The organism is Streptomyces meridianus, from assembly GCF_023703325.1.
Classification (GTDB): domain Bacteria; phylum Actinomycetota; class Actinomycetes; order Streptomycetales; family Streptomycetaceae; genus Streptomyces; species Streptomyces meridianus.
Genome location: NZ_JAMQGM010000037.1, coordinates 177,020 through 202,116, shown reverse-complemented (window position 1 = coordinate 202,116; position 25,097 = coordinate 177,020). Strand labels below are relative to the sequence as shown.

Annotated in this window: 24 protein-coding genes and 1 riboswitch; of the genes, 8 read left to right on the top strand and 16 right to left on the bottom strand. The window is 72.3% G+C overall.

Features of this window, described 5'->3' with window-relative positions; translation table 11 throughout:
* Positions 1–49 precede the first annotated feature (49 nt).
* The 8 genes from M1E25_RS17755 to M1E25_RS17715 all read right to left on the bottom strand — a co-directional run bounded on the left by M1E25_RS17755 (position 50) and on the right by M1E25_RS17715 (position 8,401).
* Complete coding sequence (locus tag M1E25_RS17755) at positions 50–511, bottom strand: FtsB family cell division protein (protein WP_372501008.1); 462 nt, start codon at positions 509–511, stop codon at positions 50–52.
* 159 nt (positions 512–670) lie between these two features.
* Positions 671–1,951, bottom strand: coding sequence for a phosphopyruvate hydratase (eno, locus tag M1E25_RS17750; protein WP_251416653.1), 1,281 nt, complete (start codon positions 1,949–1,951; stop codon positions 671–673).
* A 268-nt stretch (positions 1,952–2,219) separates the two neighbouring features.
* Positions 2,220–2,858 carry a LysM peptidoglycan-binding domain-containing protein gene (locus M1E25_RS17745; protein ID WP_251416651.1) on the bottom strand — a complete coding sequence of 213 codons (639 nt, stop codon included), beginning with the start codon at positions 2,856–2,858 and terminating at the stop codon, positions 2,220–2,222.
* Position 2,859: 1 nt separating this feature from the next.
* A riboswitch (cyclic di-AMP (ydaO/yuaA leader) is annotated at positions 2,860–3,070 on the bottom strand.
* A gap of 399 nt (positions 3,071–3,469) precedes the next feature.
* Positions 3,470–4,342 carry a LysM peptidoglycan-binding domain-containing protein gene (locus M1E25_RS25675; RefSeq protein WP_285830874.1) on the bottom strand — a complete coding sequence of 291 codons (873 nt, stop codon included), beginning with the start codon at positions 4,340–4,342 and terminating at the stop codon, positions 3,470–3,472.
* Positions 4,343–4,461: 119 nt separating this feature from the next.
* The gene (locus M1E25_RS17730; protein ID WP_251416649.1) at positions 4,462–5,724 is read right to left on the bottom strand and encodes a cytochrome P450 family protein; all 1,263 of its coding nucleotides are present in this window, start codon (positions 5,722–5,724) and stop codon (positions 4,462–4,464) included.
* Positions 5,725–5,844: 120 nt separating this feature from the next.
* Positions 5,845–6,567, bottom strand: coding sequence for an FAD:protein FMN transferase (locus tag M1E25_RS17725; RefSeq protein ID WP_251416814.1), 723 nt, complete (start codon positions 6,565–6,567; stop codon positions 5,845–5,847).
* Between the two features lie 37 nt (positions 6,568–6,604).
* A complete protein-coding gene (locus M1E25_RS17720) occupies positions 6,605–7,024 on the bottom strand; it encodes an FMN-binding protein (RefSeq protein ID WP_251416647.1) in 420 nt (139 codons plus the stop codon).
* A gap of 12 nt (positions 7,025–7,036) precedes the next feature.
* Positions 7,037–8,401: a ferredoxin reductase family protein gene (locus tag M1E25_RS17715; RefSeq protein ID WP_251416644.1), complete on the bottom strand. Its 1,365-nt coding sequence runs from the start codon at positions 8,399–8,401 to the stop codon at positions 7,037–7,039.
* Positions 8,402–8,552: 151 nt separating this feature from the next.
* Here M1E25_RS17715 and M1E25_RS17710 point away from each other — a divergent pair, with 151 nt between their 5' ends.
* On the top strand, positions 8,553–9,290 hold the full coding sequence (locus M1E25_RS17710) for a response regulator transcription factor (protein ID WP_285830873.1): 738 nt from the start codon (positions 8,553–8,555) through the stop codon (positions 9,288–9,290).
* Positions 9,287–10,711 carry a sensor histidine kinase gene (locus M1E25_RS17705; RefSeq protein ID WP_251416641.1) on the top strand — a complete coding sequence of 475 codons (1,425 nt, stop codon included), beginning with the start codon at positions 9,287–9,289 and terminating at the stop codon, positions 10,709–10,711. The genes M1E25_RS17710 and M1E25_RS17705 overlap by 4 nt, the downstream gene beginning before the upstream one ends.
* Before the next feature lie 88 nt (positions 10,712–10,799).
* Here the strand turns inward: M1E25_RS17705 and M1E25_RS17700 are convergent, their stop codons facing one another.
* From M1E25_RS17700 to M1E25_RS17685, 4 genes are all read right to left on the bottom strand, one after another.
* Positions 10,800–11,471 carry a lysoplasmalogenase gene (locus M1E25_RS17700; protein ID WP_251416638.1) on the bottom strand — a complete coding sequence of 224 codons (672 nt, stop codon included), beginning with the start codon at positions 11,469–11,471 and terminating at the stop codon, positions 10,800–10,802.
* A 122-nt stretch (positions 11,472–11,593) separates the two neighbouring features.
* On the bottom strand, positions 11,594–12,013 hold the full coding sequence (locus M1E25_RS17695) for a DUF6479 family protein (protein WP_251416635.1): 420 nt from the start codon (positions 12,011–12,013) through the stop codon (positions 11,594–11,596).
* Between the two features lie 28 nt (positions 12,014–12,041).
* Positions 12,042–13,025, bottom strand: coding sequence for a nucleoside triphosphate pyrophosphohydrolase (locus M1E25_RS17690; RefSeq protein ID WP_251416633.1), 984 nt, complete (start codon positions 13,023–13,025; stop codon positions 12,042–12,044).
* A gap of 45 nt (positions 13,026–13,070) precedes the next feature.
* Positions 13,071–13,730, bottom strand: a complete 660-nt coding sequence (locus M1E25_RS17685) for a SurA N-terminal domain-containing protein (protein WP_251416631.1) — start codon at positions 13,728–13,730, stop codon at positions 13,071–13,073.
* Between the two features lie 281 nt (positions 13,731–14,011).
* On the opposite strand from M1E25_RS17685, the gene M1E25_RS17680 reads away from it, so the two are divergent.
* Both M1E25_RS17680 and M1E25_RS17675 read left to right on the top strand, forming a co-directional pair.
* Positions 14,012–14,752 carry a GNAT family N-acetyltransferase gene (locus M1E25_RS17680; protein WP_251416629.1) on the top strand — a complete coding sequence of 247 codons (741 nt, stop codon included), beginning with the start codon at positions 14,012–14,014 and terminating at the stop codon, positions 14,750–14,752.
* Between the two features lie 21 nt (positions 14,753–14,773).
* Positions 14,774–15,427 (top strand): M15 family metallopeptidase, encoded by a 654-nt coding sequence (locus M1E25_RS17675; protein ID WP_251416627.1) that lies wholly within the window; start codon positions 14,774–14,776, stop codon positions 15,425–15,427.
* Between the two features lie 20 nt (positions 15,428–15,447).
* On the opposite strand, the gene M1E25_RS17670 is transcribed toward M1E25_RS17675, so the two are convergent.
* Both M1E25_RS17670 and M1E25_RS17665 read right to left on the bottom strand, forming a co-directional pair.
* Complete coding sequence (locus M1E25_RS17670; protein ID WP_251416626.1) at positions 15,448–15,981, bottom strand: NUDIX hydrolase; 534 nt, start codon at positions 15,979–15,981, stop codon at positions 15,448–15,450.
* A gap of 129 nt (positions 15,982–16,110) precedes the next feature.
* A complete protein-coding gene (locus tag M1E25_RS17665; protein WP_251416809.1) occupies positions 16,111–17,115 on the bottom strand; it encodes an ArsR/SmtB family transcription factor in 1,005 nt (334 codons plus the stop codon).
* Between the two features lie 56 nt (positions 17,116–17,171).
* On the opposite strand from M1E25_RS17665, the gene M1E25_RS17660 reads away from it, so the two are divergent.
* Both M1E25_RS17660 and M1E25_RS17655 read left to right on the top strand, forming a co-directional pair.
* Positions 17,172–18,416 carry an MFS transporter gene (locus M1E25_RS17660; protein WP_372500998.1) on the top strand — a complete coding sequence of 415 codons (1,245 nt, stop codon included), beginning with the start codon at positions 17,172–17,174 and terminating at the stop codon, positions 18,414–18,416.
* A gap of 205 nt (positions 18,417–18,621) precedes the next feature.
* Positions 18,622–19,563 (top strand): aminoglycoside phosphotransferase family protein, encoded by a 942-nt coding sequence (locus tag M1E25_RS17655; protein WP_251416624.1) that lies wholly within the window; start codon positions 18,622–18,624, stop codon positions 19,561–19,563.
* 66 nt (positions 19,564–19,629) lie between these two features.
* On the opposite strand, the gene M1E25_RS17650 is transcribed toward M1E25_RS17655, so the two are convergent.
* Together M1E25_RS17650 and mfd are read right to left on the bottom strand one after the other, a co-directional pair.
* The gene (locus M1E25_RS17650) at positions 19,630–20,406 is read right to left on the bottom strand and encodes an HNH endonuclease family protein (RefSeq protein ID WP_251416622.1); all 777 of its coding nucleotides are present in this window, start codon (positions 20,404–20,406) and stop codon (positions 19,630–19,632) included.
* Positions 20,407–20,633: 227 nt separating this feature from the next.
* Positions 20,634–24,161 (bottom strand): transcription-repair coupling factor, encoded by a 3,528-nt coding sequence (gene mfd / locus M1E25_RS17645; protein ID WP_251416619.1) that lies wholly within the window; start codon positions 24,159–24,161, stop codon positions 20,634–20,636.
* Positions 24,162–24,428: 267 nt separating this feature from the next.
* Between mfd and M1E25_RS17640 the strand changes: the two genes are divergently transcribed.
* Both M1E25_RS17640 and M1E25_RS17635 read left to right on the top strand, forming a co-directional pair.
* Complete coding sequence (locus M1E25_RS17640; RefSeq protein ID WP_251416617.1) at positions 24,429–24,671, top strand: type II toxin-antitoxin system Phd/YefM family antitoxin; 243 nt, start codon at positions 24,429–24,431, stop codon at positions 24,669–24,671.
* Positions 24,671–25,045: a type II toxin-antitoxin system VapC family toxin gene (locus M1E25_RS17635; protein ID WP_251416615.1), complete on the top strand. Its 375-nt coding sequence runs from the start codon at positions 24,671–24,673 to the stop codon at positions 25,043–25,045. The genes M1E25_RS17640 and M1E25_RS17635 overlap by 1 nt, the downstream gene beginning before the upstream one ends.
* Positions 25,046–25,097: the final 52 nt, after the last annotated feature.

The window sequence follows — 25,097 nt, the reverse complement described above, 5'->3', positions numbered from 1 at the left end:
AAGGTCCTGGCCCGGCTCCGGGGCCCGGGAGAGATCTTCGGGTGCGCTCCTAGGAAGCGTCGGCGGTGTCCAGCCCGTCCCACAGCCTGCCGTACCAGGGCTGGTCGGGGCTCTCGCCGGCCGGGCCGCGACGGGGCTCGCCCTCGTCGCCGTCGGCGACGGTGTAGCCGGTCTCGCCGGGTCGAACGTAGTGCAGGTGCTCGCGGGCCTGCCGCTCGACATACGCCGGGTCCTGCCATCGCGCCTTGAGGTCGCGCAGCCGCTCCACGCGTTCCCGCGCCTCCTGGGCCTGCCGCTGCTGGTCGGCGATCTCTGCGCGCTGGGAGATCCAGAGCCGGGTCGGGTAGGCGAGCGCGACGACGAGCGAGCACACGACCAGGGCGAGCAGCGCCGCCCGGCCGGTGAGCTTGGAGCGGCGGGCCGCCGGGCCGGCCCGGTAGACCCGGGCGGCGGCCTGCTCGCCCAGCATCAGCCTGGTCGCGGTGGAGAACCGGTCCCGGTCCGCGGCCACATCGCCTCCCGTACGGCATCGGACATCACTACGTCCCCGGTCACGGTACGGGACCGTGGCCGGGGACGTGGCGTTTGCGCCGTTCCGCTCACCGCGGCGGTGTCACGCGCGGCGGCCGGACGGTGCGCCGGGCCGTGCAGCGCCCGCCTCGGGATGTCGTCAGCCCTTGAAGCGGGGGAAGGCGCTGCGGCCGGCGTACACCGCGGCATCGTCGAGGATCTCCTCGATGCGCAGCAGCTGGTTGTACTTGGCGACGCGCTCGGAGCGGGCCGGAGCGCCGGTCTTGATCTGGCCGCAGTTGGTGGCGACGGCCAGGTCGGCGATGGTGACGTCCTCGGTCTCACCGGAGCGGTGCGACATCATGCACTTGAAGCCGTTGCGCTGGGCCAGCTCGACGGCGTCCAGGGTCTCGGTGAGCGAGCCGATCTGATTGACCTTGACCAGCAGGGCGTTGGCCGCGTTCTCCTCGATGCCCCGGGCGAGGCGCTCGGGGTTGGTGACGAAAAGGTCGTCGCCGACGATCTGGACCTTGTCGCCGAGCCGGGCGGTCAGGGTCTTCCAGCCCTCCCAGTCGTCCTCGTTCAGCGGGTCCTCGAGGGACACGAGCGGGTACGCCTCGACGATCTCGGCATAGTAGTCGGTCATCTCGGAGGCGGTGCGGGACTTGCCCTCGAAGGTGTAGCCACCGTCGTTGTGGAACTCGCTGGCGGCCACGTCGAGAGCGAGCGCGATGTCCTGGCCGGGGGCGTAGCCGGCCTTCTCGATCGCCTCGACGATGAGGTCGAGGGCCTCGCGGTTGGAGTCGAGGTTCGGCGCGAAACCGCCCTCGTCGCCGAGACCGGTGGACAGGCCGCGCTCCTTCAGCACGCCCTTGAGCGTGTGGTAGACCTCGGCGCCCCAGCGCAGGCCCTCGGAGAACGACTCGGCGCCGATGGGCGCGATCATGAACTCCTGGATGTCCACGTTGGAGTCGGCGTGCGAGCCGCCGTTGAGGATGTTCATCATCGGCACCGGCAGCTGGTGCGCGTTGGGGCCGCCGAGGTAGCGGAACAGCGGCAGGTCGGACGCCTCGGATGCGGCGTGCGCGACGGCCAGCGAGACGCCGAGGATGGCGTTCGCGCCGAGCGACGACTTGTCCGGGGTGGCGTCCAGGTCGAACATCGCCTGGTCGATCAGCCGCTGCTCGGTGGCGTCGTACCCGACGAGCTCCGGGCCGATCTGCTCGATCACGGCGAGGACGGCCTTCTCGACGCCCTTGCCTCCGTAACGGCCCTTGTCGCCGTCACGCAGTTCGAGGGCCTCGAAGGCACCGGTGGAGGCGCCGGACGGAACGGCGGCACGACCGGTGCTGCCGTCGTCGAGGCCGACCTCGACCTCGACGGTGGGGTTGCCTCGTGAGTCGAGGATTTCCCGGGCTACGACGACGTCGATGGACGGCACGAGCATCTCCTTCTGGGTGTGACGCTTGCTTCGGGACGGCTCCGAGGGCCGCCTCTGCGGATGAGCCTAACCGGACCGGCCGAGGCGTCCGGCCCGCGCCCGCTCGACGAGACGGCCATATGCCCGAAAGCTCCACACATGCTGACAACAACGGCATACGGCCCGAGAGGCGGGCGGAACAGCCGAGCAGGCCCCGGCAGGGTGCCGCCGAGGGGGATGGCGGGACTGCCGGGGCCTGCGGCCTGCTACCGGCCGGAGCCGGCCGAGGTCAGCTCAGGTGGAGCCGCTGTCCCGGGAAGATCAGGTCGGCCTTCTCGACGATGTCCTTGTTCAGCTCGAAGAGCTTCTTCCAGCCGCCCTCGACGTCCTCGGCCTTCGCGATCCTGCCGAGCGTGTCACCGGACTTGACCTTGTAGTCGCCGTCACCCTTCTTGATCTTGGATGCGGGCTTGGCGGCCGGACGGTCGGCGCGGTCCGTACGGTCGGCACGTCCGGCGGAACCACGGTCGGTGTCGACGTCCGCCGTCGGGCCGCCGGCCGTCAGACCGGCCTGGCCGGCGCAGGACCAGGCGCCCGGGCCCTGCATGTCGAGCAGCTTCTCGGCCGTGGCTATCTGCTCCGACTTGGTGGCCAGGTCGGCGCGAGCCGCGTACTGGGTGCCGCCCGCGGCGGACCAGCTGGACTGCGAGAACTGCAGGCCGCCGTAGTAGCCGTTGCCGGTGTTGATGGACCAGTTGCCGCTGGACTCGCACTCGGCCACCTTCTCCCAGGTCGACACCGAGGCCGCGGAGGCGGAGGTGGCGCCGACGAACGGGACGGCGAGCGCGCTGCCGGCGACACCGGCGAGCGTGGCGAGACGGACGGCCTTCGACGGGGCGCGGTGCGTGCCCTTGCCGGAGAACAGCATGATGACTCCTCAACCGACGCCTACGAGGTGAGCTGTCGGGTTCGGGCAGGGAGTAGCCCGGCCGGATGCTGACGCACCCCGCTTCACCCCTAGCCGAACGGCCTGCCGAACAGGCCGTCCCGGCGCTTACCTTGGGTCCCCCGCTCCTGCCTACGGCGCTTGACGCGTCGGGTTCCCCCCCGATCACCGGCAGGATTCGGCGTGATGATCGACGGTGCCCGCGATGGCGAGCGGTTCAGACCGTAAGCACACGAAAGGCCCGGCATCAAAGCGGGACATCACGACCCCGAGCGGGGCACGGACGCTGCGGAACAACCATCGTCGCTGGTCGGGCCGGGAACGGCCATCCGGCAGGCGGTGCCCGGGCGTTGGGCGGGTGAGATGCTTGTCTCACCGAGGAACGAATGGGGCATGTGGCCATCAACGTGCGGTCCCCGCACGTGAGATGAGGTTCCGGACACGGCAGTGCGCACACCGTCCGGAACGGGCCCGACCTGATCACCCCTCCGCACGGGTGAATCCCCGCAGCCGTCGCCCGCGGGCACCGCACGACGACGACTCCCCCGGGCCCGGCCGGAGCCGGGCCCGGGGGAGGGCGGAGTGCGGTTCGGTCAGCGCAGCCCGTCGAAGTCCAGGTGCTCGCCGGGGTGGATGAGGTCCGGGTCCGGGCCGAGACGGTCCCGGTTGGCCTCGTACAGGGCGGTCCAGCCGCCGTTCAGGTCGTGCGCGGCGGCGACGGCGGACAGGCTGTCGCCGGCCTTCACCGTGTAGTCCCCGCCCGTGCCACGGGTGTGGTCGCGGGAGGTGCGGCCGTCCGGTACGGCGCCGTCACCGGCCTCCTCGGGTGCGGGGTCACCGCGATGGCGCCCCGACGAAGCCGGAGCCTCGGGCCCGGAAGTCCCGCCGCTCCGGGCCTCCTCACCGTCCGCGGCGCCGGCGTCCGCGCCACCGGCCTTCCCGGACTCCGCGCTGTCCGGGCCACTGCCGGAATCCGAACGCTCCCGGTCCGCCGAGCCGGAGCCGCCGTCCCCGGCTGACGGGTCCCCCAGGGCGTCGCCCAGATCGAGGTCGAGATCGATCAGGCCCGGGTCCACCTCGGCGTCGGAGTCGTCCCCGGCCAGGCCGGCGCGTGCGCCGCACCGGGACCAGGCATCCATCCCCTGGCCCGCGAGCACCTTCTCGGCGATCGCGATCTGCTGCGAACGGCTGGCGAGGTCGGGGCGCGGCGCGTAGGTACGCCCCCCGAACTGCTCCCACGCCTCCTGCGTCATCTGCAGTCCGCCGTAGAAGCCGTTGCCGGCGTTCTCGCTCCAGGACCCGCCGGTCTCGCACTGGGCGACCCGGTCCCAGGTGCCGGCATCCGCGGCGTGTGCGCCACCCGCGCCCAGCAGCGGCATCGCGATCCCCGCGCCGGTCACTCCGGCGGTCACGAAGATGGCCGGGGCCTGACGGGGCCGACGGTGTCTGCCGTTGCCGTTGCGCATGGAGAGGTGCCTTTCGACGGTGCGGTGCCGGGTAGACCGTAGTCGGCGTTCCCGGCCGTCACAAGGCGGTGTACCGGGGATCACGCCGAGGTCACGCTGTTGACACCCCGTCACATTCGTCAGACGTCGAACTCGACCGGCAGCTTCCGCAGTCCGCGCATGATGAGCCCGCCCCGCCAGCGCAAATCGTCAGGATCCACCGCAAGCCGCAAGCCGGAAAGGCGGCGCAGCAGGGTCGCCAGCGCCGTCTGCGCCTCCAGTCGGGCGAGCGGGGCGCCCAGGCAGTAGTGGATGCCGTGCCCGTAGCCGAGGTGCTGGTTGTCGCGGCGGGTGACGTCGAGCCGGTCCGGGTCGGGGAAGCGCTGGGGGTCCCGGTCCGCGGCGGCAAGGACGACCAGCACCGGCTCGCCGCGGCCGATGCGTTCGCCACCGATCTCCAGGGGTTCGGCGGCGAACCGCCAGGTGGCGAGCTCGACCGGGCCGTCGTAGCGCAGCAGTTCCTCCACGGCCGTGGTCATCAGCCGGTTGTCGTCCGCCGCCACGGCCTCCTCGAAACGTTGCCGCTGGTCCGGATGGCGCAGGAGCGCGAGGGTCCCGTTGCCGATGAGGTTGACGGTCGTCTCGAAGCCGGCGAACAGCAGGATGAACGCCATCGCCGCCGCCTCGCCCTCGGTGAGGTGCTCGCCGTGGTCGCTCGCCCGGATGAGGCCGGAGATGAGGTCGTCGCCCGGTTCGGCCCGTTTGCGGTGGATGAGTTCGGCGAGGTAGGCGCGCATCTTCTTGACCGAGCGGGCCACTCCGCCGCGCGGTCCGCCGCCGTGCCGAATCATCATGCCCGCCCAGTCACGGAAGTCGTCCTGGTCCTCCGGGGGTACGCCGAGCAGGTCGCAGATGGCGTAGATGGGCAGGGGGAAGGCGAGTTCGTGAATGAGGTCGGCGCTGCCGGTGCCGTCGGCGACGATCGCATCGACCAGCTCGTCGGCCAACTGCTGGACGCGGGGCGCGAACTCGGCGACGCGGCGCGGGGTGAACGCCTTGGAGACCAGTCGCCGCAGGCGCGTGTGGTCCGGCGGGTCGATGTTCAGCAGGTGCGTCATGAGGTCGGCGCTGCGCTCTCCGGGAATGCCCACCTTTCCCTTGGCGTGCGCCGACTCGCTGTGCTGGGCCGGGTTCTTGGAGAGCCGGGGGTCGGCCAGCGCCTGGCGCGCGTCGGCGTACCGGGTGACCAGCCAGGCGTGCACGCCGCTGGGCAGCTCGGTCCAGTGCACCGGAGCGTTCTTCCGCAGCCAGGCGTACGCCGGGTAGGGGTCGGTCGCGAACTCCCAGGTGAAGAGGGTCGGCGACGGTCCGGTGACGGGGCAGGCGGCGTTCTGGTCGGGCACGCCTCGACGGTACTCGACACGGTGCGCCGGGCCCGCCCGGCGCACCCCGGGGATCGTCCGGGGTGCCGGGTACCGCAGGAGCGTGCTCGGGGCCCGGTACACGTCGCGGCCCGGCCGCGCTCAGGAGCCGGAGCGCGGAAAACCCGGGGTGCAGGCGGTCCGGCCGTCCCGGCCGATGAGGAGAGCCTCGTAGCCGTCGAGGGAGGCCACCCAGTCGAGGGCGGCCCCGCCCATCGCGAACGCCGCGGTCGCGTAGGCGTCTGTGAGACCCGCGCCGGGACCGGTCACGGTGGCCGAGGCCAGCGGCGCCACCGGCCGGCCCGTACGCGGATCGAGGACGTGGAGGCCGCGCTCCGCGGTGCCGGTGGTCGCCACGGCCAGGTCCCGGCCGGACACCACGGCGGCCAGCAGGCCGCGGCGCAGCGGGTCGGCGACGCCGATCCGCCACGGGGCCCCCGCGGATGCCTCCCCGCAGAGCTGGAGATCGCCGCCGCCGTTGACGCAACTGCCGGACGCGCCCGCCTCCCGCAGCAGTCGCGCGGCGGCCTCGATCGCCCAGCCCTTGACCAGACCCGAGGGGTCGAGCGTGCCGCCCGGGGTGTGGCTGAACCAGCCGCCGCTCACCCGTCCGGCCTCCTCGCACAGCCCCAGCACCAGGGCGACCTCCGAGGGGCACTCCTCGAGCACGGTCTCGCCCCGGCCCAGGCGGCTGACGGCGCTGTCCGGGCGATAGGTCGAGAACACCTCGTCGACCCGGTGCAGCAGGGTCACCGCGTCGTCGAGCGCCCTGCGGAGCGCGGGAATGTCCGGGCCCCGCACGTCGAAGGAGAAGACCGTGCCCATCACGTGCTCGACGTGGCGCAGCCCGTGCACCGTGCGCTCAGGCACCGGCCCGGTCCAGTGCGCTCTGCAGGGACCGGACGTACCCCTCGCTGGTGTAACTGGCGCCGGAAACGGCGTCGATGTGCGCGCTCTGGGCGGCGAGCGCCTCGCGCGTCAGGCGGGGCACCGCGTCGGCGGCGATCTGCCGGTCCCGCCCGTTGGCCGAGGGCGTCTCGAGGACCTTGACGGCGGTGAGGCGCCCCTGGTTGACGACTGCCGCCACCCGCACCGTCCCGTACCGGGTGTCCACCGGGTCGCCGGCGAACGTCCCGGTGCGGTGCGCAGGCGCCGCCGGGGTGCCGTTCCCCCTCGGCGACGGCGACGGCGTCTGCGGAGCTCCGCTCTGGTGCGGCTTCAGCAGCAACAGGGAGACGACCAGGGCGCTGGTCGAGGCGGTGGCGAGAACGGCTCGGCGCACGGGCGGACTCCTTCAGAGGGCGAACGACTCGTGGTGGATGCGGCGGCGGGGCACACCGGCGGCCCTCAGAGCCCGCACGGCGGCGTGCGTCATCCCGGGCGGCCCGCACAGGTAGACGTCCCGCTCCGCAAGGTCCGGCACCATCCGGCGGAGGGCGCGGGCGGTCAGCGGCGAGTGGTGCACGGCCGGCTCGTCGACGACGTACCGAACCGGCGCGCCGCGCGCCGCGGCGATGGCGTCGAGTTCGCCCCGCAGGGCCAGGTCCTCCGCCCGGCGCGCCCGGTAGATCAGTGCGACCTCGCCCGGCAGCGTCTCGAACAGGGCACGCAGCGGTGTGATGCCGACCCCTCCGGCGAGCAGCAGCACCTTGTCCGTGCGCCGCCGCCGGGCGGTGAACGAGCCGTACGGTCCCTCGGCCCACACCCGGGTGCCCGGCTCCAGGCGGGCGAGCGCCGCGCTGTGCGTACCGGCCGCCTTGACCGTGATCCGCAGCCCGTGCGGGCCGGGCGGGGCGGACAGGGAGTACGGGTTCGCACTCCACCGCAGCCCGGGCGCGAGGAAGCGCCAGCGGAAGAACTGGCCCGGCTCGGCGCGCAGCTCGTCCAGGTGATCGCCGGTGACGTGCACGGAGACGATGCCCGGCGCCTCCCGGGTCACCCCGGTCACCCGCATGCGGTGGCGGCGGATCCGGCGGACCGGCACGAGCAGGCGGTACCGCAGGAGCAGCGCCGCGACCCCGAGGTAGAGGGCGTACCAGGCGATCTGCGCGGCGCGGTTGCCGACGAAGTCGGCCCCGTCGGCGAGCTGGTGCCCGAAGGCCAGGAAGACCGCCAGATAGGTGGCGAGGTGCAGGTGGTACCAGGTCTCGTAGCGCATCCGGCGGCGCGCGGCGCGCGCCGAGAGGACACCGGTGGCGATCAGGATCAGGAAGGCCGCGGTGGCTTTCAGCATGTCGGGGTAGTGCAGGACGAGGTCCCCGGTCTGCGCGAGCGGCCCCCGGTGCTGCGTGAGGGAGTACCCCCAGATGATCAGGAGGGTGTGCGCGGCCACCAGGGAAATCGTCCAGCGGCCGGCCGCCGCGTGCCAGCGGGCCAGCCGGTCCGTGCCGACGCTGTGGTCGAGCAGCGGTGTCCGGGCCATCAGCAATAGCAGCACCGCGCACGCGTAACCCGCGAGCAGGCCGGTGATGCGCCCGGCTCCGGTGAGCCAGCCGGCCGCACCCACGACCGAGGACGTGCCGGTCCACCACAGCGCGAGCACGCCCGCGCCCCCGGCCGCGATCACGGCCTGCACCAGCGACGGCGGCACCGTGACGCGCGGCCCCGGACGCGGGCCCTCGGCCAGGGCGGACCCGGCCTCGTCGGTGCGGATCGCCATGGCTCCACCTCCAGGGGGGGTCAGGAGCCGCCAGCGTGGCAACGCATTCTCTGAGAACCCTCTGAGCGGGGACGTTCCGGCCGGATTCTCAGGAAACTCAGAGGCTGCCGCGGCCCCGTCCCCGCCGTCGCCGGGGGATGCTGGAGTGACCATGGAGAACCACAGCCCGGCCCCGCACCTGCGCCGCAGCGACGGCGCCCCCGTCCGAGTCCTGGTCGTCGACGACGAACCCGACCTGACCGAGGTGCTCTCGGCCGCCCTGGCCGACGAGGGCTGGGACGTGCGCACCGCGGCCGACGGGACCTCGGCGGTCGCCGAGGGCCGCCGCTTCCGGCCCGACGCGGTGGTCCTCGACTGGATGCTGCCGGACACGGACGGCCTGCAGGTGCTGCGGGACCTGCGCGGCGAACTGGAGCACGTGTGCGTGCTGTTCCTGACCGCGCGGGACGCGGTGGAGGACCGGATCGCGGGGATCACGGCGGGCGGCGACGACTACGTCACCAAGCCGTTCAGTCTGGAGGAGGTGCTGGCACGGCTGCGCGGCCTGCTGCGGCGGGCCGGGATGGCGCGGGAACCGGGGGGCGACGACCGGCTGGTCGTGGGCGACCTGGTGATGGACGAGGAGGCACGCGAGGTCAGCCGGGCCGGGACGGTGGTGGAGCTGTCCCGGACCGAGTTCGAGCTGTTGCGCTACCTGATGCGCAACCCGCGGCGGGTGCTGTCCAAGGGGCAGATCCTCGATCGGGTCTGGTCGTACGACTTCGGCGGCCGTGCCCACGTCGTCGAGCTCTACATCAGCTACCTGCGCAAGAAGATCGACGCCGGACGGCCGCCGATGATCCACACCGTGCGCGGGGTCGGCTACGTCCTGAAGCCGGGGCCGGCATGAGGCGTCCCGGCCCGCACACCCTGCGCGGCCAGCTCACTGCGGGGCTGGTGGCCCTGCTCGCCGCCGCCTGCCTGGCCGTCGGCGTCACGACCGTCATCGCGCTCGAGGGCTTCCTGGTCCAGCGCCTGGATCAGCAGATCGTCGCCTCCGACGGGCGCTTCGCCACCAGCCTGGAGGACGAGCGGCGTCCCGACGCCGACAACGCCCCGGACACCCGCGGGCAGGCTGAGCACACCTTCGCGGCGCGGCTTCTGCACGGCCGGACCACCCGGGCCGCGGTCGTCGAGGACGAATCCGTTCAGGACCTTCCGCTCACCGCGAGCGACCGCCGCACGCTCGCGCGGGTCCCGGCCGACGGCGGCGGGCACAGTATCCGGCTCTCCCGGCTGGGCGCCTATCGGGTGGTGGCCGAGACCGGGGACGAGGGCGACACCCTGATCACGGGTCAGCCGCTGGGTCCGGTGGAGGAGACCGTGCACCGGCTCGAGATCGTGGAGGCCGTGGTGTTCGGCGTGGCCCTCGCGGCCACCGGTCTCGCGGGCGCCCTGTGGGTACGGCTGTCGCTGCGCCCGCTGCGCCGGGTGACCGCGACGGCGACGGACGTGGCAGAACTGCCGCTCGCCAGTGGTGAGGTGGCGATGCCGGCCCCGGTCCCGGTGGGTGATCCGCGCACCGAGACCGGCCGGCTCGCGACGGCGCTGAACCGCATGCTGGGCCACGTCGGCAACGCGCTGGAGCGGCGGCAGGCGAGCGAGGAGCGGCTGCGGCACTTCGCCGCGGACGCCAGCCACGAGCTGCGCACCCCCGTCGCCAACGTCCGCGGGCACGCCGAGCTGGCCCTGCGCCACCACGGCCCCCTTCCCGATGACGTCCGCCGCAACCTGGAGCGCATTCAGGCCGAGTCGGAACGCATGAGCCGCCTGGTGGACGATCTGCTGCTGCTGGCCAGGCTCGATGCCGGCCGCCCGCTGGAGCGCGATCCGGTGGACCTCACCCGGTTGGTCCTCGATGCCGCCGACGACGCCCGGGCGGCGGGGCCCGGTCACCGCTGGCTGCTCGACCTCGCCGCGGAGCCGGTGACGGTGCGCGGCGACGCCCACCGGCTCCAGCAGGTCGTCGGCAACCTCCTTGCCAACGCCCGCTCGCACACCCCGGCGGGCACCGAGGTGACGGTCCGGCTCGAGGAGGAGGACGGGCGGGTACGGCTGACGGTGAGCGACAACGGCCCCGGCATCCCGGAGGACGTGCGGGCCGAGGTCTTCGGGCGTTTCGTACGAGCCGACGCCGGGCGGTCCCGCGCCGCGGGCAGCACCGGGCTCGGGCTGGCCATCGTGCAGGCCGTGGTGAGCGCGCACGGCGGCACGGTTGCGGTGGACAGCCGGCCCGGGCACACGGCGTTCACGGTGACACTGCCCGCGTGAGCCCCGGGACGACGCCGGCGCGGGACCGTCGATGCTCCGGGCCGGTGCCGGCCCGGTCGGGCAGGCGGCCGCCGGGATGCCCGCGGGATCAGGCCGGGCCGGCCGCCCGCCGGTCCAGCTCCTCCAGCCAGCCGCTGGTGATCAGATACTGTCCGAACAGGTAGCCCGCCATGATCAGCACCTCCTGGGAGGGCACCCGGCGCCCGGCGGCCTTGAGCCCGATCAGCAGGTCCGAGGCGACGAACGACACCGCACCGGCCGCCACCTTGCCGCCGACGCCCAGCGCCGTGGCGGCCATCGTCACCAGGGCGAGGCTGTAGCCGGCGACGGGCGCCCGCAGCCGGGGCTCCAGCGAGGGCCCGAGGACGGCGTTCGCCACCGCCCAGCCCGCCAGGCACCCCACCGCGGGCCAGGGCCTGCGGGCGATCCCGCGCAGCGCGCCCAGGCCGGTGAAACCGGCGGTGTAGCTGACCTGGGTGCCCAGGAACGCGGCCATGCCCAGCAGGAAGGCGGGCTCGTGCTCGTCCAGGAGCAGGGCGGTGTCCCCGGCGGCGGCGCACGCCAGGCCCGCGACGAGCGTCCCGGGCAACCGTTCGCCGACCCGCCGCTGCCGCATGACGTGCGCCGCCAGGGCGGGCATCAGCAGCGGCTTGCCGACCCGGCCCGCGCCGCGCGGCGTACGGGCGGTGGCGAAAAGGTCGGCGGCCGACAGCGCCCCGAACGCCACGAGCGGGCCCCGGCCGCGCTCGCTGGTCGCCATGACCGGCAGTGTTCCGCCGTTGCTGACATCCGGTCAACAGCGCCGGTTGAGACGTCGGGCAACGCGTCGGGCAACGGGCAGGTCGACGCGTCCGGCCCGCCGGCCGGTGGCCCGGCCGCGAGTCAGCCGGCGGTGTGCGGCCCTTCGCCCGATTCCGAAGGCCGCCGGTCGTTCTGCTCCGTCTCCTGCGTTTTCGAGGTGTCGGGGTCGAGCAGGTGGTGCGGGGTCCGGCGGATGCCGTCCTGCGGCATCGCCTGCGGGGCGTGCTGCTCGTGCTCCTCGACGATCGGCGTGCGCCGGTCCTCCTGATGGCCGGGGCCGTGGTTCTCCGGCCAGTTGTCGTCCTCCCGCTCCTCAGGCGTCTCCCAGGCACCGGAACGGCCTCCGGGGTGGCGGGGGGCGCGGGGCTCGCGGGCACGCTGCCGACGGCCGAAGGCGAACGCCGCGATCAGCAGCGCCACCACGGCGATGCCGACCACAAAGGGGCCGATGCCCACCAGCAGGTCACGGTTGGCGGCCAGTGCCGAACTCAGTTCCAGCATGATCGACGGGTACCCCGGCCTGTGGTCGTCACGCGTCGCGTTCCGCCGTACGAACGGCGTCCCGGTACTCCCGTGCAGCCCGGCGCAGCGCCGTCTCGGGGTCGGTGCCCTCCGCCTCCGCCCGGACGGCGAGGCCCAGCAGCCGGACACCGACGTCGTCGCCGGATTCGTCGACCGGGACGTCCAGCCCGGCCTTGCGCGCCCGGGAGGCCAGTTTCGCGGCCAGGGCGAGCGCGGGCTGGCCGAGCGGAATGCCGTCGGTGACCGAGTCCCGCTGTTTCTCGACGGCTTTGGTGCGCAGCCAGTGACTCTCGACGTCCTCGGCGGTCTCGGCGGCCTCCTCGCCGAAGACGTGCGGGTGGCGGTGGATGAGCTTGTCCACGATGGAACCGGCGACGTCGTCGATCGAGAACGGCTCGTCCGGGTCGTCCTGCGCGATCCGGGCGTGGAAGACGACCTGGAGCAGGACGTCGCCGAGTTCCTCGCGCAGTTCCTCCCGGTCGCCGGACTCGATGGCCTCGACGAGCTCGTACGCCTCCTCGATCCCGTACTTCACCAGGCTCTCGTTGGTCTGGACGCTGCTCCACGGGCACGCCCGGCGGATGGTGTCCATGATCTGCACGAGGTCGAGCAGGCGCGCGCCCGGCAGGTCGTACGAGGCGGGCAGGAGCTCCAGCGCGGGCATGGCGACGCGGCCGGAACCGGCGAGCCGGGCCAGACCGTCGGTCAGCCGGGGCTCGCGGTCGGCGGAGGCGACGACGACGATCGTCCGGCCCTCGCCCGACTCCCCGGCGGCCGTGCAGGCGTCCACCAGGTCCCGCGCGTCCGGTACCGCATCCTCGACGTGCACCCCCGCCTCCCGCAGATAGGGCAGCTGCGGATGGGCGGGGTCGGCGCACAGCACACGGTCCGCGCCGCGCAGGGCCTGCCAGGCCGGCCAGGACAGAAGTCCCGGCGCGACCCGGTGGCTGGTGGTCAGGAGGACAATGCGGCCGGAGGCGTCAGCGTTCACGCTTCGAACGTAACCCACGCGTTCCGGTGCGCCGCCGGGCGGCCGTCAGCCGGTGCCGATGCCGGCGCCGCCCCCGCCCTGCGGCTCGGCGGGACGCAGCCACGGCTCCTGGGTGCCGCCGAGCCGGACCTGCTTGGCGTCCCACTTTCCGTAGCGGGGGTTGACGTCGATGTTCATCGACGACGAGGCGTCGCCGAGTGCCTTGACGATCTTCGCCTGACCCTCGGGGGTGGAGCTGTCTGCGCCGATCTTCCGGGACAGCCGGTCCATCACCACCTGCGTGCGCAGGGTGTTGTCGATCCGTGCGGGCGCGATGGCGTACTGCTGGAGCCACATCCGGCGCAGCTTCACGGCCCCACCGGCGGCGCGTTCGGCCTCGGCCCGCGCCTGCTGGACGTCACGGCGGGAGACGGTGATCCCGGCGTCGTCGGCGGCCTTCGCCAGCACCCGGTCGAAGATCATGGAATTGAGGGTGGCCCGGCCGAGCTGGGCCGTGCCGGCGATGAGTTCGGCGGACTGCGGGGACGCCTCCTGGGCGTCGCGCACGTCGCGGACCTGGGCCTGGAGCTGCGAAACCGTGATCCGGTCGCCCTCCACGACGGCGGCGGCCCCGGGGTGTGCGTCGGAACCGCACGCCGTGAGCAGCGGGGTCGTGGCGAGCAGCGCGACGGCGCTCACGCCGATCGCAGTCCTACGGCGGATCATCAAGCCTCCCGGAGGCAACGGGTGATGCGGCGGTGCACCGACCTTGCGTTGATCGATATTAGGCAGTGGAGGGGGCGGTAACCACTGCTTCGACATCACTGGTTCGTGAACGAGCCGGTCCGGTGGTCGGATGCGCCCGCGGTGAGACCTGCGGTGACGGCCACGCGCCCCGCAGACGCCGGTGCCGGGCGGCGTATCCCGATCCTCCTGGGCCCGGCCATCGGCGTCCGGTAGTGCCCGAAACCGCTGCGGGGTGGGGCCGCCGATGGCACGATCCGGTCATGGACGTCGATCCGCTCCTGGCCCGGGCGCGTGGCCTGTGGGAACTCCTGGCGGCGCAGCCGGTGTCGTTCCCGTCCCGCGGAGGTCTGTCGGTGGTGACCTCACCCGGTTCCCGTCTGTGCCCGCCGTCCTGGGCCGGCGTGGTCGAGTTGGGCGGCTCGGCGATCGTCACGGCGCCCGACCGCCGGAGCGCGCGGATGCTGCGCCGTGCGCTGTCCACGGTGCCGCCCGGTACGCGCACGGATGCCGATGCCCTCCGCCGCGTTCTGCCCGTCGCCGAGGTTCTGGGCCCGGCTGCCCTCGCCTACCTCGCCGATGGCGACTTCCGGCCGTCACCGGGGGAGCGCGTCGATGCGCTGGATCCGAGGCATCCCGGCCTGGGAGAGCTGACGCGGTCCGTGGGCGAAGAGGGCTCGAACGAGAGCGGGATCGAGGACGTCACGTCCCCGGTATTCGTCGTCCGCGACGGCTCGGTGGTAGTCGCGGCAGCGGGGTACCGCACCTGGCCGGGCGCGACCGCGCACCTCAGCGTGCTGACGGATCAGCGGCTGCGCGGGCGCGGGCTGGCGCGCAGGGTTGCCTCTGCCGCCGTTGCGCATGCGCGTGCCGACGGCCTGCTGCCGCAGTGGCGGGCACGGCCCGAGACGTCCCGGAGGGTCGCTCGGTCCCTCGGATTCCGTGACCTGGGAAGCCAGTTGAGTCTTCGGCCGGAGTTCGGGGATCCGGCCCGCGAGCGGTGACGGCCGGGGCATGATCGCCGGGTGGAAGAAATTGTGCTGATGTCGGATCCGAGAGTGGCGGCCGTCCCGGTCCGGGAATGCGGCGAACCCCCAGTGGACGTGCGCTCCGACGGTTCGCTCCTGGTCGACCCGCGCAAGGAGGAAACCGACGGGGCATTCGCCGGTCTCCGGGCGGGTGTCCTCGAGCGTCTGCTTCTCGCCCAGGAGAAGCTGCCTGAGGGAATCCGACTGCTGTTCGTCGAGGGCTACCGGCCGCTCTCCCTCCAGCGGCACTACTTCGGGGAGTACGCCGCACAGCTGCGCGACGCCAACCCCGGGTGGACGGACTCCGAGGTCTGCGCCGCCGCGAGCCGCTACGTCTCCCCGCCCCACATCGCCCCGCACAGCGCCGGCGCGGCCGTCGACCTGACCCTCGCCGATGGGCAGGGGCGGGAACTCGACCTCGGCACCCGCATGAACGCCTCTCCGGAGGAGAGCGACGGGGCCTGCTACACGGACGCGGCGGGAATCAGTGCGGCAGCACGGGCCAACCGGGAGACCCTGGGAGCCGCCCTGACGGCTGCCGGCCTGGTCAACTACCCGACTGAGTGGTGGCATTGGTCCTACGGGGACCGCTACTGGGCCCTGGCCACCGGCGCCCGCGCCGCACTCTACGGACCCGTGGAGTGGCGCTGACGTCCTGAACCACCACGGCTTCAGGGGCGACGCACCGGCAGGCTGCCCGCTTCGGGGACGGCCACACCGGGGTGCCGGCGGTAGTGGCCCAGCGCTTCGAGGCCGTCCGCCACGAAACTCCAGCGCTCGATCGCGTCCAGGAACTCCTGAGGGGTCAGCCACGCGTGCCAGGCGATCTCCGACGGGTCGACCACGATCTCCTCGGTGATCAGTACTTCGTGGAGTCCCAGCCAGTAGGGACTGATGGCCCCGCCGCACAGGTATTTGAGGACGAACCGCGGCAATGCGCCGACTCCCAGTTCCTCGGCGAGCTCCCGCGCCGCAGCACTCTCGTAGGACTCCCCGACGTCCACCGCTCCGCCGATGAGCCAGTTGTACCGGCCGGGGAAGCGGGACACGGTGTCCGGCCGCCGGTGCACCAGGATCCGTCCGTCCTCGCGACGGCAGACGGTCGTCGCGATGCGGTGCAGCCAGCGGTTCCGGATGGCTTCGCTCCGCTCGACGACGCCGAGCACCCGGTCCTGTTCGTCGACCCGTTCCACCAACTCACCCATGGCGCACAGCGTTCCAGACCGGTCCGACAGCGGCGGGGCCCGCCTCCCACACGTGCGTCATGACCGCCATGTCGTGGAGGCCGGGCCTCCGCGTACCGAACGGGCGCAACAGTGCCGACGGCGGCGGGTTCACGACGGCATGCGGTCGTGGGGCTGGTTCGAGTCGACGAGTCGATCGCCGAGCCGGCTGCGCCAATACAGGACCTGCCGCCCATCGCGTGCCCGGGTGACCATCCCCGTCGCACGGAGCACGCGCAGGTGCTGCGAGACGGCGCTCGGAGTCACGCGGAGGCGTCGGGCGATCTCCACCGTGGCGAGCGGCTCTTCGAGCAGGGTGAGGAGCCGCGCCCTGGGCGCGCCGAGCAGTGACGCGAGGGCTGCCACATCGGCCGTCGCCGGCGTGGCCCACAACGTGGCCACACCGCGGCTCGGATAGACGAGCCTGGGCGGTGTCTCCGGACCGACCGGGGGTGCCGGCTTGTGCGCGAACACGGAGGGCAGAAGCAGCAGGCCGCGGCCGGACGCGGCAACGCTGTGCCTGCTGATCATCTTGTCGATGTGCAGTACACCGTTGTGCCAGCGCAGGTTCGGGTGCATGTCCGCGAACAGCAGACGGGCTCCTCCGACCGCCAGTTGCCGTGCGCGGTAGGTCATGTCGGCTTCGAGCAGCAGCCGCATCTGCCGCCACACCGGATCGATGGCCACCTCCCAGTACTGCCGCAGAAGATCGCAAATGGCATCGCGCAGCCGGACCACGCATGAGTCGTCGGCAGCGGTGGCTTCGAGCAGGGCTCCGGGAAGCGGGTCCGGCGCATGCGCGGTCAGCAGGTCCTGGCGAACCCGTGCAGGGGACGCCTGGCGGACAACGGCCAGCTGCTCCTCGAAAGTCGGCGCGAAGCCTGGCGGTTGCGGGGTCAGGAAGTCGGGGATGGTGCGCCTGCGCGCCACCAGGGACATCAGGAGCCGGCTGTCGAGCGTGCCGATCACGCCGAGCGTGGAGCGACGCCACGGGAGGTGAATCGCGGAAAGCCCCGGGTCCTGCAGAACCCGCAGGCTGAGCAAGGTCTCGTGCATCGGCGACAGAGCGAAGCGCGTGTCCGCCAGGTCCTCGACACCGAGCACAAAGCTGATCATTAAGCCACAGGCTACATTGATGGGAGATGCGCGGTCGATGCCGTGAACTTCCGTCCATGACACCTGCACATCACATTCAGCGGGCGGCAAGTGGCGTCGGCGACACAGGCGCCGCGGTGGTGATGAGCCGTCGTATGACGCTGGTGCTGGCGCTCACCTGCGCGGTGGCCGTGGGCAACCTCTACTTCCCGCAGGCGCTCATTCCCCTGGTCGCCGAAGGGCTGCACACGTCGCCCGATGCCGCCTCCCTGGTCGTGACAGCCACCAACATCGGCTACACGGCTGGAATGTTCCTGCTCGTACCGCTCGGTGACCGGATTCCGCCCCGCTCTCTCCTCGTCACTCTGCTCGCTCTGACCGGCCTGGGCCTTCTCGCCGCGGGCTGCGCCCCCACCCTGCCGCTCCTCGTTGCCGCCGGCGCCTTCACCGGGTTCACCACGGTGGCTGCTCAGATCGTCGGCCCGCTGGCGGCCGGGCTGGTGGCGGCCGATCGCCGCGGAGCGGTGATCGGCACCCTGCTGAGCGGGTCGATCGGCGGCATGCTGCTGGCCCGCGCGTTCGGCGGGGCGCTCGGCGAACGGCTGGGATGGCGAGCCCCTTATGTGGTGGCGGCGGCCCTGGTTCTGCTGCTGGTCGGCGTTCTGGCCCGCACGGTGCCCGCCACAACCGCGCCCTCACGTCAACCGTTCCGCGAGCTCCTGACCGAACCACTGCGCCTGTTGCGCACCGAGCCGGATCTGCGGCGTTCCTGCTTCTACCAGGCAACGGTGTTCGCCGCGTTCTCGGCCGTCTGGACCTGCTCGGCGCTCCTCCTCACCGGTCCGGTCTACGGCATGGGCGCCCAGGCCGTTGGACTGCTCGCCCTGGTGGGCGGCGCGACCATGCTGTGCACTCCGCTCGCCGGCCGCATCGCGGACCGCCGCGGACCGGACCCGGTCAATCTCGTCTGCATGCTCGCGGTTCTCGTGTCAGCAGCGGTCCTCGCCGCAGGAGCCCGGGGCGGCACTCCGGGACTGACCGCTCTGGTCACGGGCACGCTGCTCCTCGACGTCGCGATGCAGTCGGGCATGGTTGCCAACAAGGCCCGGATCTACGCCCTCCGGGCCGACGCCCGCAACAGGCTCAACACCGCCTACATGACCTGTGCCTATCTGGGTGGCAGCGCCGGCTCCTGGCTCGGGGTGCAGATCTACGGCCGGGCCGGTTGGCGGGGAGTGTGCACGTTGGTGGCGCTGCTCGCCGCACTCGGTGCGGCGGGCTGCCTCGGGCGGCTTCGCCGCCCAGCCCCCGATGCGGCGTAGCCCCTTCACGGAGTCGAGAACCGTCCGGCCGGCACCACCTTGCCGCTACGCCTGTCACCGTCCGCACTGCTTGAGCGTCATCCCCTTGTCTGGGGCGATGACGGGGAGGTCGTTGTCGATCCTGCCGAAGGCAGGGATGTGCACCGGTGGCCGACCTGGCGCCGCTCCCTGGTGGCGGCGTCGAGCGGGCCCGTAGGGTGCCCGGATGATCGTGGTCCCGGAGGAGTTCGCGCGAAGCACCGTCGAACGCGAGGGGGTTCGTGGAGCGGCATGGCTCGACGGGTTGCCCGGCATGGTCGACGACGCGCTGGGGCGCTGGGGATGCCTGCCGGACGGCGAAGTTCTGCACGGCGGCGTCGGGCTGATCGTCCCGGTGCGCCGATCCGGGGGCACGGCCGTGCTGAAGGTGTCGTCTCCGCACCCCGGCAACGTCCATGAGCCGGACGCGTTCGCGGCGTGGGGCGGGCGCGGTGCGGTCCTGCTGTACGCACGCGACGACGAGCGGTTCGCGATGCTCCTCGAGCGGGCCCGGACGTCGACCCTGGCGGAGATCGAGGACAACGACGAGGTCGCGACGGTCGCGGGACGGATCAGCCGTCGCCTGGCGGTCCCCGCACCCCCCGGTCTGCCTCGCCTCCACGAGCAGGCGAACGCATGGGAGTGCCGACTTCGCCGCGACGACGGGGAACTGAACCACTCACTTCCGCGGTACGCGGTGGGTTTCGCCGTGGCGACCGTACAGGAGCTGGGCCGCGTCCAGCCGGACACGCTGGTCCACGGGGACCTGCACCCGCGCAACATCCTGCGCACGGACCGGGAGCCGTGGCTGGCCGTCGACCCCAAGGGGCGCGCGGGGGACCCCGCCTACGACGCCGGCACGCTGCTCAAGGCGCGGGCGCTGACCTTCCTCGATGCGGACAACCTGCCGCGGGGTGTGCACCGGCTGCTGGACGTGTACACCGAAGCGGCGGAATCCGACCGCGAACGTGTCCGACGCTGGGCCCAGTTCCATGCCGTCCAGGCCGCATTCCGGGGGCGCCGCAACGGATTCCGCCGCGCGCGCAGCGGTCCGGAGCTGCACCGGCTCACCTCACTCGCGGACCGGCTGGTCACGATCCTCACCCCATTGTCCTGCCTGCGGACGTGACCGTGGCGCCGGCATTGGCCCCACCGTGTGCCACCGCCGGTCCTCTCTCGGGGCCTCTGCAAGAGGTCAACTCCCGCACTGCTGCTGCATAGTCCGCTTGTCGGGGGCGGTGACGGGGAGGTCGTACTTCAACGCCACCTGGGCGAAACGGACCGCGTACGAGCATCGAATCCGCTTGTTCGGAGGCAGCCAGGAAGCCGGACCCGAGTCGCTCTTCGCGGAGTTGGCCCGTCCCTCGACCGGCAGCAGGTTGAGCGGGTCGTTGGCGATCTGCCGGCGCTTGCCCTCGTTCCACCGGGCCGCGCCCATCTGCCAGTCGTAGGAGAGCGGCATGACGTGGTCGATCTGCACGGCCATCGCCTCCTCCTTGCGGAAGTCGATCGTGGTGCCGGTGTAGGGGTCGTCGAGTGCCATCCCGACCACCACGCAGTCGGACCCGGAGCGAAACGTCACGTCGCGGCCGTCGCGCTTCAGCACGTCGTTGCGGGTGTCGCAGCCGTTGCGCGAGAGCGGCACGTCGGCGGTGTCCAGCCACGCGTAGCCGAACTCGTCCCGGTCGTAACCGGTCTTCGGGCCGCGCCCCTTGGTGGCGACCTTGCCGATGAGGTCGAGCGCTGCCTTCCTGTCCGCCTCGGAGGTGAGCGGCGCGAGTCCCGGCTTCGTCCCGTCGGGGTTGTCCAGCGGGCTGGTTCCGTGGCCGTCGGACGACGCGGACGGTCCGGTCGGGGCCTCGTCCTGCGGGCCGCCGACCGCACTCGGATCGCACGCGGCCAGACCGAGCACACCGGGGAGGACGAGGGAGCAGGCCAGGGCCCGCACTATTCGATCGCCGAGTTTCGTCACGGACCGCACCCTATGGCTGCTCCGGTTCCGCCGACAGACCGCGTGCCCCGAGTGGTCCGCGCCGGGGAGGACGGTCGCGCCCCGGCGCGGAACTCACCCTCGTCCTCGAGGTCGACGACCAGCAGATCCGCATCGCTTGAGCCCGGGCCGGGGCGACTCCCCCGGACCGCCGACGCGAAGGTGCCCCGCCGGCCCGGCAGACGCCGCCCCCGCACCGCGTGCGCGGATCAGCCGACGATCGTGGTCAGGAACTCGCCGGTCCAGGCCAGCAGTTCCCGGCCGACCAGCGGCTTGCCGCCGATCCGGGCGGTGGAAGGCCGCGGCACCAGGATCTGCTGCGTGGCCGGCTTGATCATCGCGCGCGGGTGCAGCCGCTTCAGCCGCAGCTCCTGCGACTCGCGCAACTCCACAGGCCCGAAGCGGACGTTGGAGCCCTGGAGGGTGATGTCGCTGACGCCGCAGGCCCGGGCCAGCATCCGCAAGCCCGCCACCAACAGCAGGTTCTCGACGGGCTCCGGCAGCTTGCCGTAGCGGTCGGTGAGTTCCTCGCGGACGGCGGCGATGTCCTCCTCGCTGTTCGCCGACGCGATCGACCGGTAGGCCTGCAGGCGCAGCCGCTCCCCCGGCGCGTAGTCGTGCGGCACGTGGGCGTCGACCGGAAGCTCGATCTTCACCTCGAGCGGCGGCTCCTCCTCGACCCCGCCCTCGAGCGAGGCCCGGTAGTCCGAGACGGCCTCGCCGACCATCCGCATGTACAGGTCGAAGCCCACACCCGCGATGTGCCCGGACTGCTCGCCGCCGAGCAGGTTGCCCGCGCCGCGGATCTCCAGGTCCTTCATGGCCACGTACATGCCGGCGCCCATCTCGGTGTGCTGGGCGACCGTCGCCAGCCGCTCGTGCGCGGTCTCCGTCAGCGGCCGCTCCGGCGGGTACAGGAAGTAGGCGTAGCCGCGCTCCCGGCCCCGGCCCACGCGTCCGCGCAGCTGGTGCAGCTGCGAGAGGCCGAAGTTGTCGCCGCGTTCGACGATGAGCGTGTTGGCGTTGGAGATGTCGATGCCGGACTCGACGATCGTCGTGGACACCAGCACGTCGTGCTTCTTCTCCCAGAAGTCGACGACGACCTGCTCCAGGGCGGTCTCCGACATCTGACCGTGCGCGGTCGCGATCCGTGCCTCGGGGACGATCTCACGAAGTTTCGCCGCGGCCCGGTCGATGGACTCCACCCGGTTGTGGATGTAGAAGACCTGGCCCTCGCGCAGCAGTTCGCGCCGGATCGCCGCTCCGATCTGCCGCTCCTCGTACGGGCCGACGAAGGTCAGCACCGGGTGGCGCTCCTCCGGCGGGGTGGTGATCGTCGACATCTCGCGGATGCCGGTCACCGCCATCTCCAGCGTCCGGGGGATGGGCGTCGCGGACATGGTGAGCACGTCGACGTTGGCGCGCAGCTTCTTCAGCTGCTCCTTGTGCTCGACGCCGAAGCGCTGCTCCTCGTCGACGATGACCAGACCCAGGTCCTTGAACTTGGTCTCGGACGAGAACAGCCGGTGCGTTCCGATGACGACGTCGACCGAACCGTCCTTCAGCCCCTCCAGGACGGCCTTGGCCTCGGTGTCGGTCTGGAACCGGGACAGTGCCCGTACGTTGACCGGGAACTGGCCGTACCGCTCGGAGAACGTCCCGAAGTGCTGCTGGACGAGCAGGGTGGTCGGCACCAGGACGGCGACCTGCTTGCCGTCCTGCACCGCCTTGAAGGCCGCCCGCACCGCGATCTCGGTCTTGCCGTAGCCGACGTCGCCGCAGATCAGCCGGTCCATGGGGACGGACTTCTCCATGTCCTCCTTGACCTCGGCGATGGTGGTGAGCTGGTCCGGGGTCTCCGCGTACGGGAAGGCGTCCTCGAGTTCGCGCTGCCACGGGGTGTCGGCGCCGAACGTGTGGCCGGGAGCGGCCATCCGGGCCGAGTACAGCTTGATCAGGTCGGCGGCGATCTCCTTGACCGCCTTCTTGGCGCGCGCCTTGGTCTTGGTCCAGTCGGCACCGCCCAGCCGGTGCAGGGTCGGGGCCTCGCCGCCGACGTACTTCGTCACCTGCTCCAGCTGGTCGGTGGGGATGTACAGCCGGTCCCCCGGCTGGCCGCGCTTGGCGGGGGCGTACTCAACGAGCAGGTACTCGCGGGTCGCGCCCTGGACCGTGCGCTGCACCATCTCGATGTAGCGGCCGACGCCGTGCTGTTCGTGGACGATGAAGTCGCCCGCCTGGAGGGTCAGCGGGTCGATGGTCCTGCGCCGGCGGGCCGGCATCCGGCCCATGTCGCGGCTCGCGGCCTTCTGCCCGGACAGGTCGGTCTCGGTGAGGACCGCGACCTTCAGCGCCGGGTCGACGAACCCGTTGTCGAGGGAGCCGCAGGAGACGTGCACGACGGACGGTGCGATCTCTCCGAGGTCGCCCTCCAGCCGGGCCGGGATGCCCTCCCCGCCCAGCACCTCCACGGTCCGGGCCGCCGGGCCGTGGCCCTCGGTCACGAAGACCGTGCGCCATCCGTCGGCGAGCCAGCCCTTGGCGTCCGCCAGGGCCCGTGCGGTGTCGCCGCGGTAGGTCTCCGGGGCCTTCATGCCCAGGCGGAGGGTGTCGTCGTCGAGTTCGGTGTCCCCGGCGAAGGGGCTCACCGACCACCACATCATGCCCAGTTCACGGGCCCGGTCCCGGACGTCCGCGACACCCCACAGCGAGGCGGCACCGAGGTCGATCGGCGCCTCTCCTCCTCCGGCCGAGGCCGCCCAGGAAGCCTGCAGGAACTCCTGACTGGTGGCGACGAGATCGGCGGCCCGGGTGCGGACCCGCTCAGGGTCACACACCACGGTCATGCTTCCGGCCGGCAGGACGTCGAGCAGCAGCTCCATGTCGTCGACGAGCACGGGAGCCAGCGACTCCATGCCCTCGACGGCAATGCCCTCGGCGATCTTCCCGAGCAGTTCGTCGAGTTCGGGGTGGTTCTCCGCAAGTTCCGCGGCCCGCTCGCGCACGTCCTCGGTGAGCAGCAGCTCGCGGCAGGGCGGGGCCCACAGGCCGTGCTCGGCCACTTCCAGGGAGCGCTGGTCGGCGACCTTGAAGTAGCGGATCTCCTCGACGTCGTCGCCCCAGAACTCGATCCGGAGCGGGTGCTCCTCGGTCGGCGGGAAGACATCGAGGATGCCGCCGCGGACCGCGAACTCGCCGCGCTTCTCGACCAGTTCGACGCGCGCGTAGGCGGCGGCCGCGAGCGCGTCGACGACCTCGCCGAGGTCGGCGCTCTGCCCGGTGCGCAGGGAGACCGGCACCAGGTCGCCGAGTCCCTTGACCTGGGGCTGGAGGACGGAGCGGATGGGTGCGACGACCACCTGCACCGGTCCGGCCGCCGGGTCGTCCGGGGACGGGTGGGTCAGCCGCCGCAGCACGGCGAGCCGCCGGCCGACGGTGTCCGAGCGGGGGGAGAGCCGCTCGTGCGGCAGCGTCTCCCACGACGGGTACTCGGCGATCCCGTCCGGGGGCAGCAGGCAGCGCAGCGCGGCGGCGAGGTCCTCGGCCTCGCGTCCGGTGGCGGTGACCGCCAGCAGCGGGCGTCCGGCGTCCCGGGCCAGCGCGGCGACGGCGAGCGGCCGGGCGGCGGGCGGGCCGACGAGGTCGAGGTGGCTGCGGTTGCCGTCGGTGGCGGCCTTGACCGCCTCGGCGAGAGCGGGATCGCGGACGACGGCGTCGAGCAGACCGTGCAGGCTCATGAGGGCTTTCCCGTCCCGGGGTGGAGATGTGAGCAGCGCGAAAATCCCGGCCGGTGCATGAGCCCCTACGCGGCGGCCCGGGGACGGACCGGGGTCTCCAGACTACGACGCCCGGGTGACAGCGGGCTCCCGGACCGGTCACGAGCACGGACCGACCGGCACGGGAGGGCGCCGGCGGTGGCCTCCTCCACCGAGGCACAGGCGATCTGCCGAGACAGGGCGTAGACTTAGTCCACCCATTAGTCCACCCCATATCGTGAGGCGGTCGTGGAAGCAGCCCGGCAGTACAACGTGCACGAGGCCAAGACACACCTGTCCCGCATCCTCGAACAGGTCGCGACCGGCGAGGAGGTCGTCATCAGCAAGGCAGGGCAGCCGGTCGCCAAGGTCGTGCCGCTGCGCCCCACCGTGAGGCGGACGGGACGCGGCGCTCTCAAGGGCCGCATCCACATCCACGACGACTTCGACGAGCTGCCCGGCGACATCGCCGAAGCGTTCGGGATGCGCTGATGAGGCTGCTGCTCGACACCCATGTCGTCCTGTGGTGGATGGAGGACTCCCCCGAGCTGGCCGACGACGTGAAGGTCCTTCTCGACACGGAACCCTCGGTCCACGTGAGCGCTGTTTCGCCGTGGGAGATCGCCGTCAAGCAGTCGCTCGGCAAGCTCGAGGGCCCCGACGATCTGGCGGAGCGCGTCCGGGACAGCCAGTTCACCGCGCTCGCGATCACGGCCGGCCACGGGGTGCGGGCCGGTCGGCTGCCGATGCACCACCAGGACCCGTTCGACCGGTTGCTGGTCGCCCAGGCACAGATCGAGGGGATGACGCTGGTCACCCGCGACAAGTGGATTCCGCAATACGACGTGCGGCTGATGACCGTCTGACCGGGTGGGGACATGAAGACCACGGTGGAGATCTCCGACGCGCTGCCCGCCG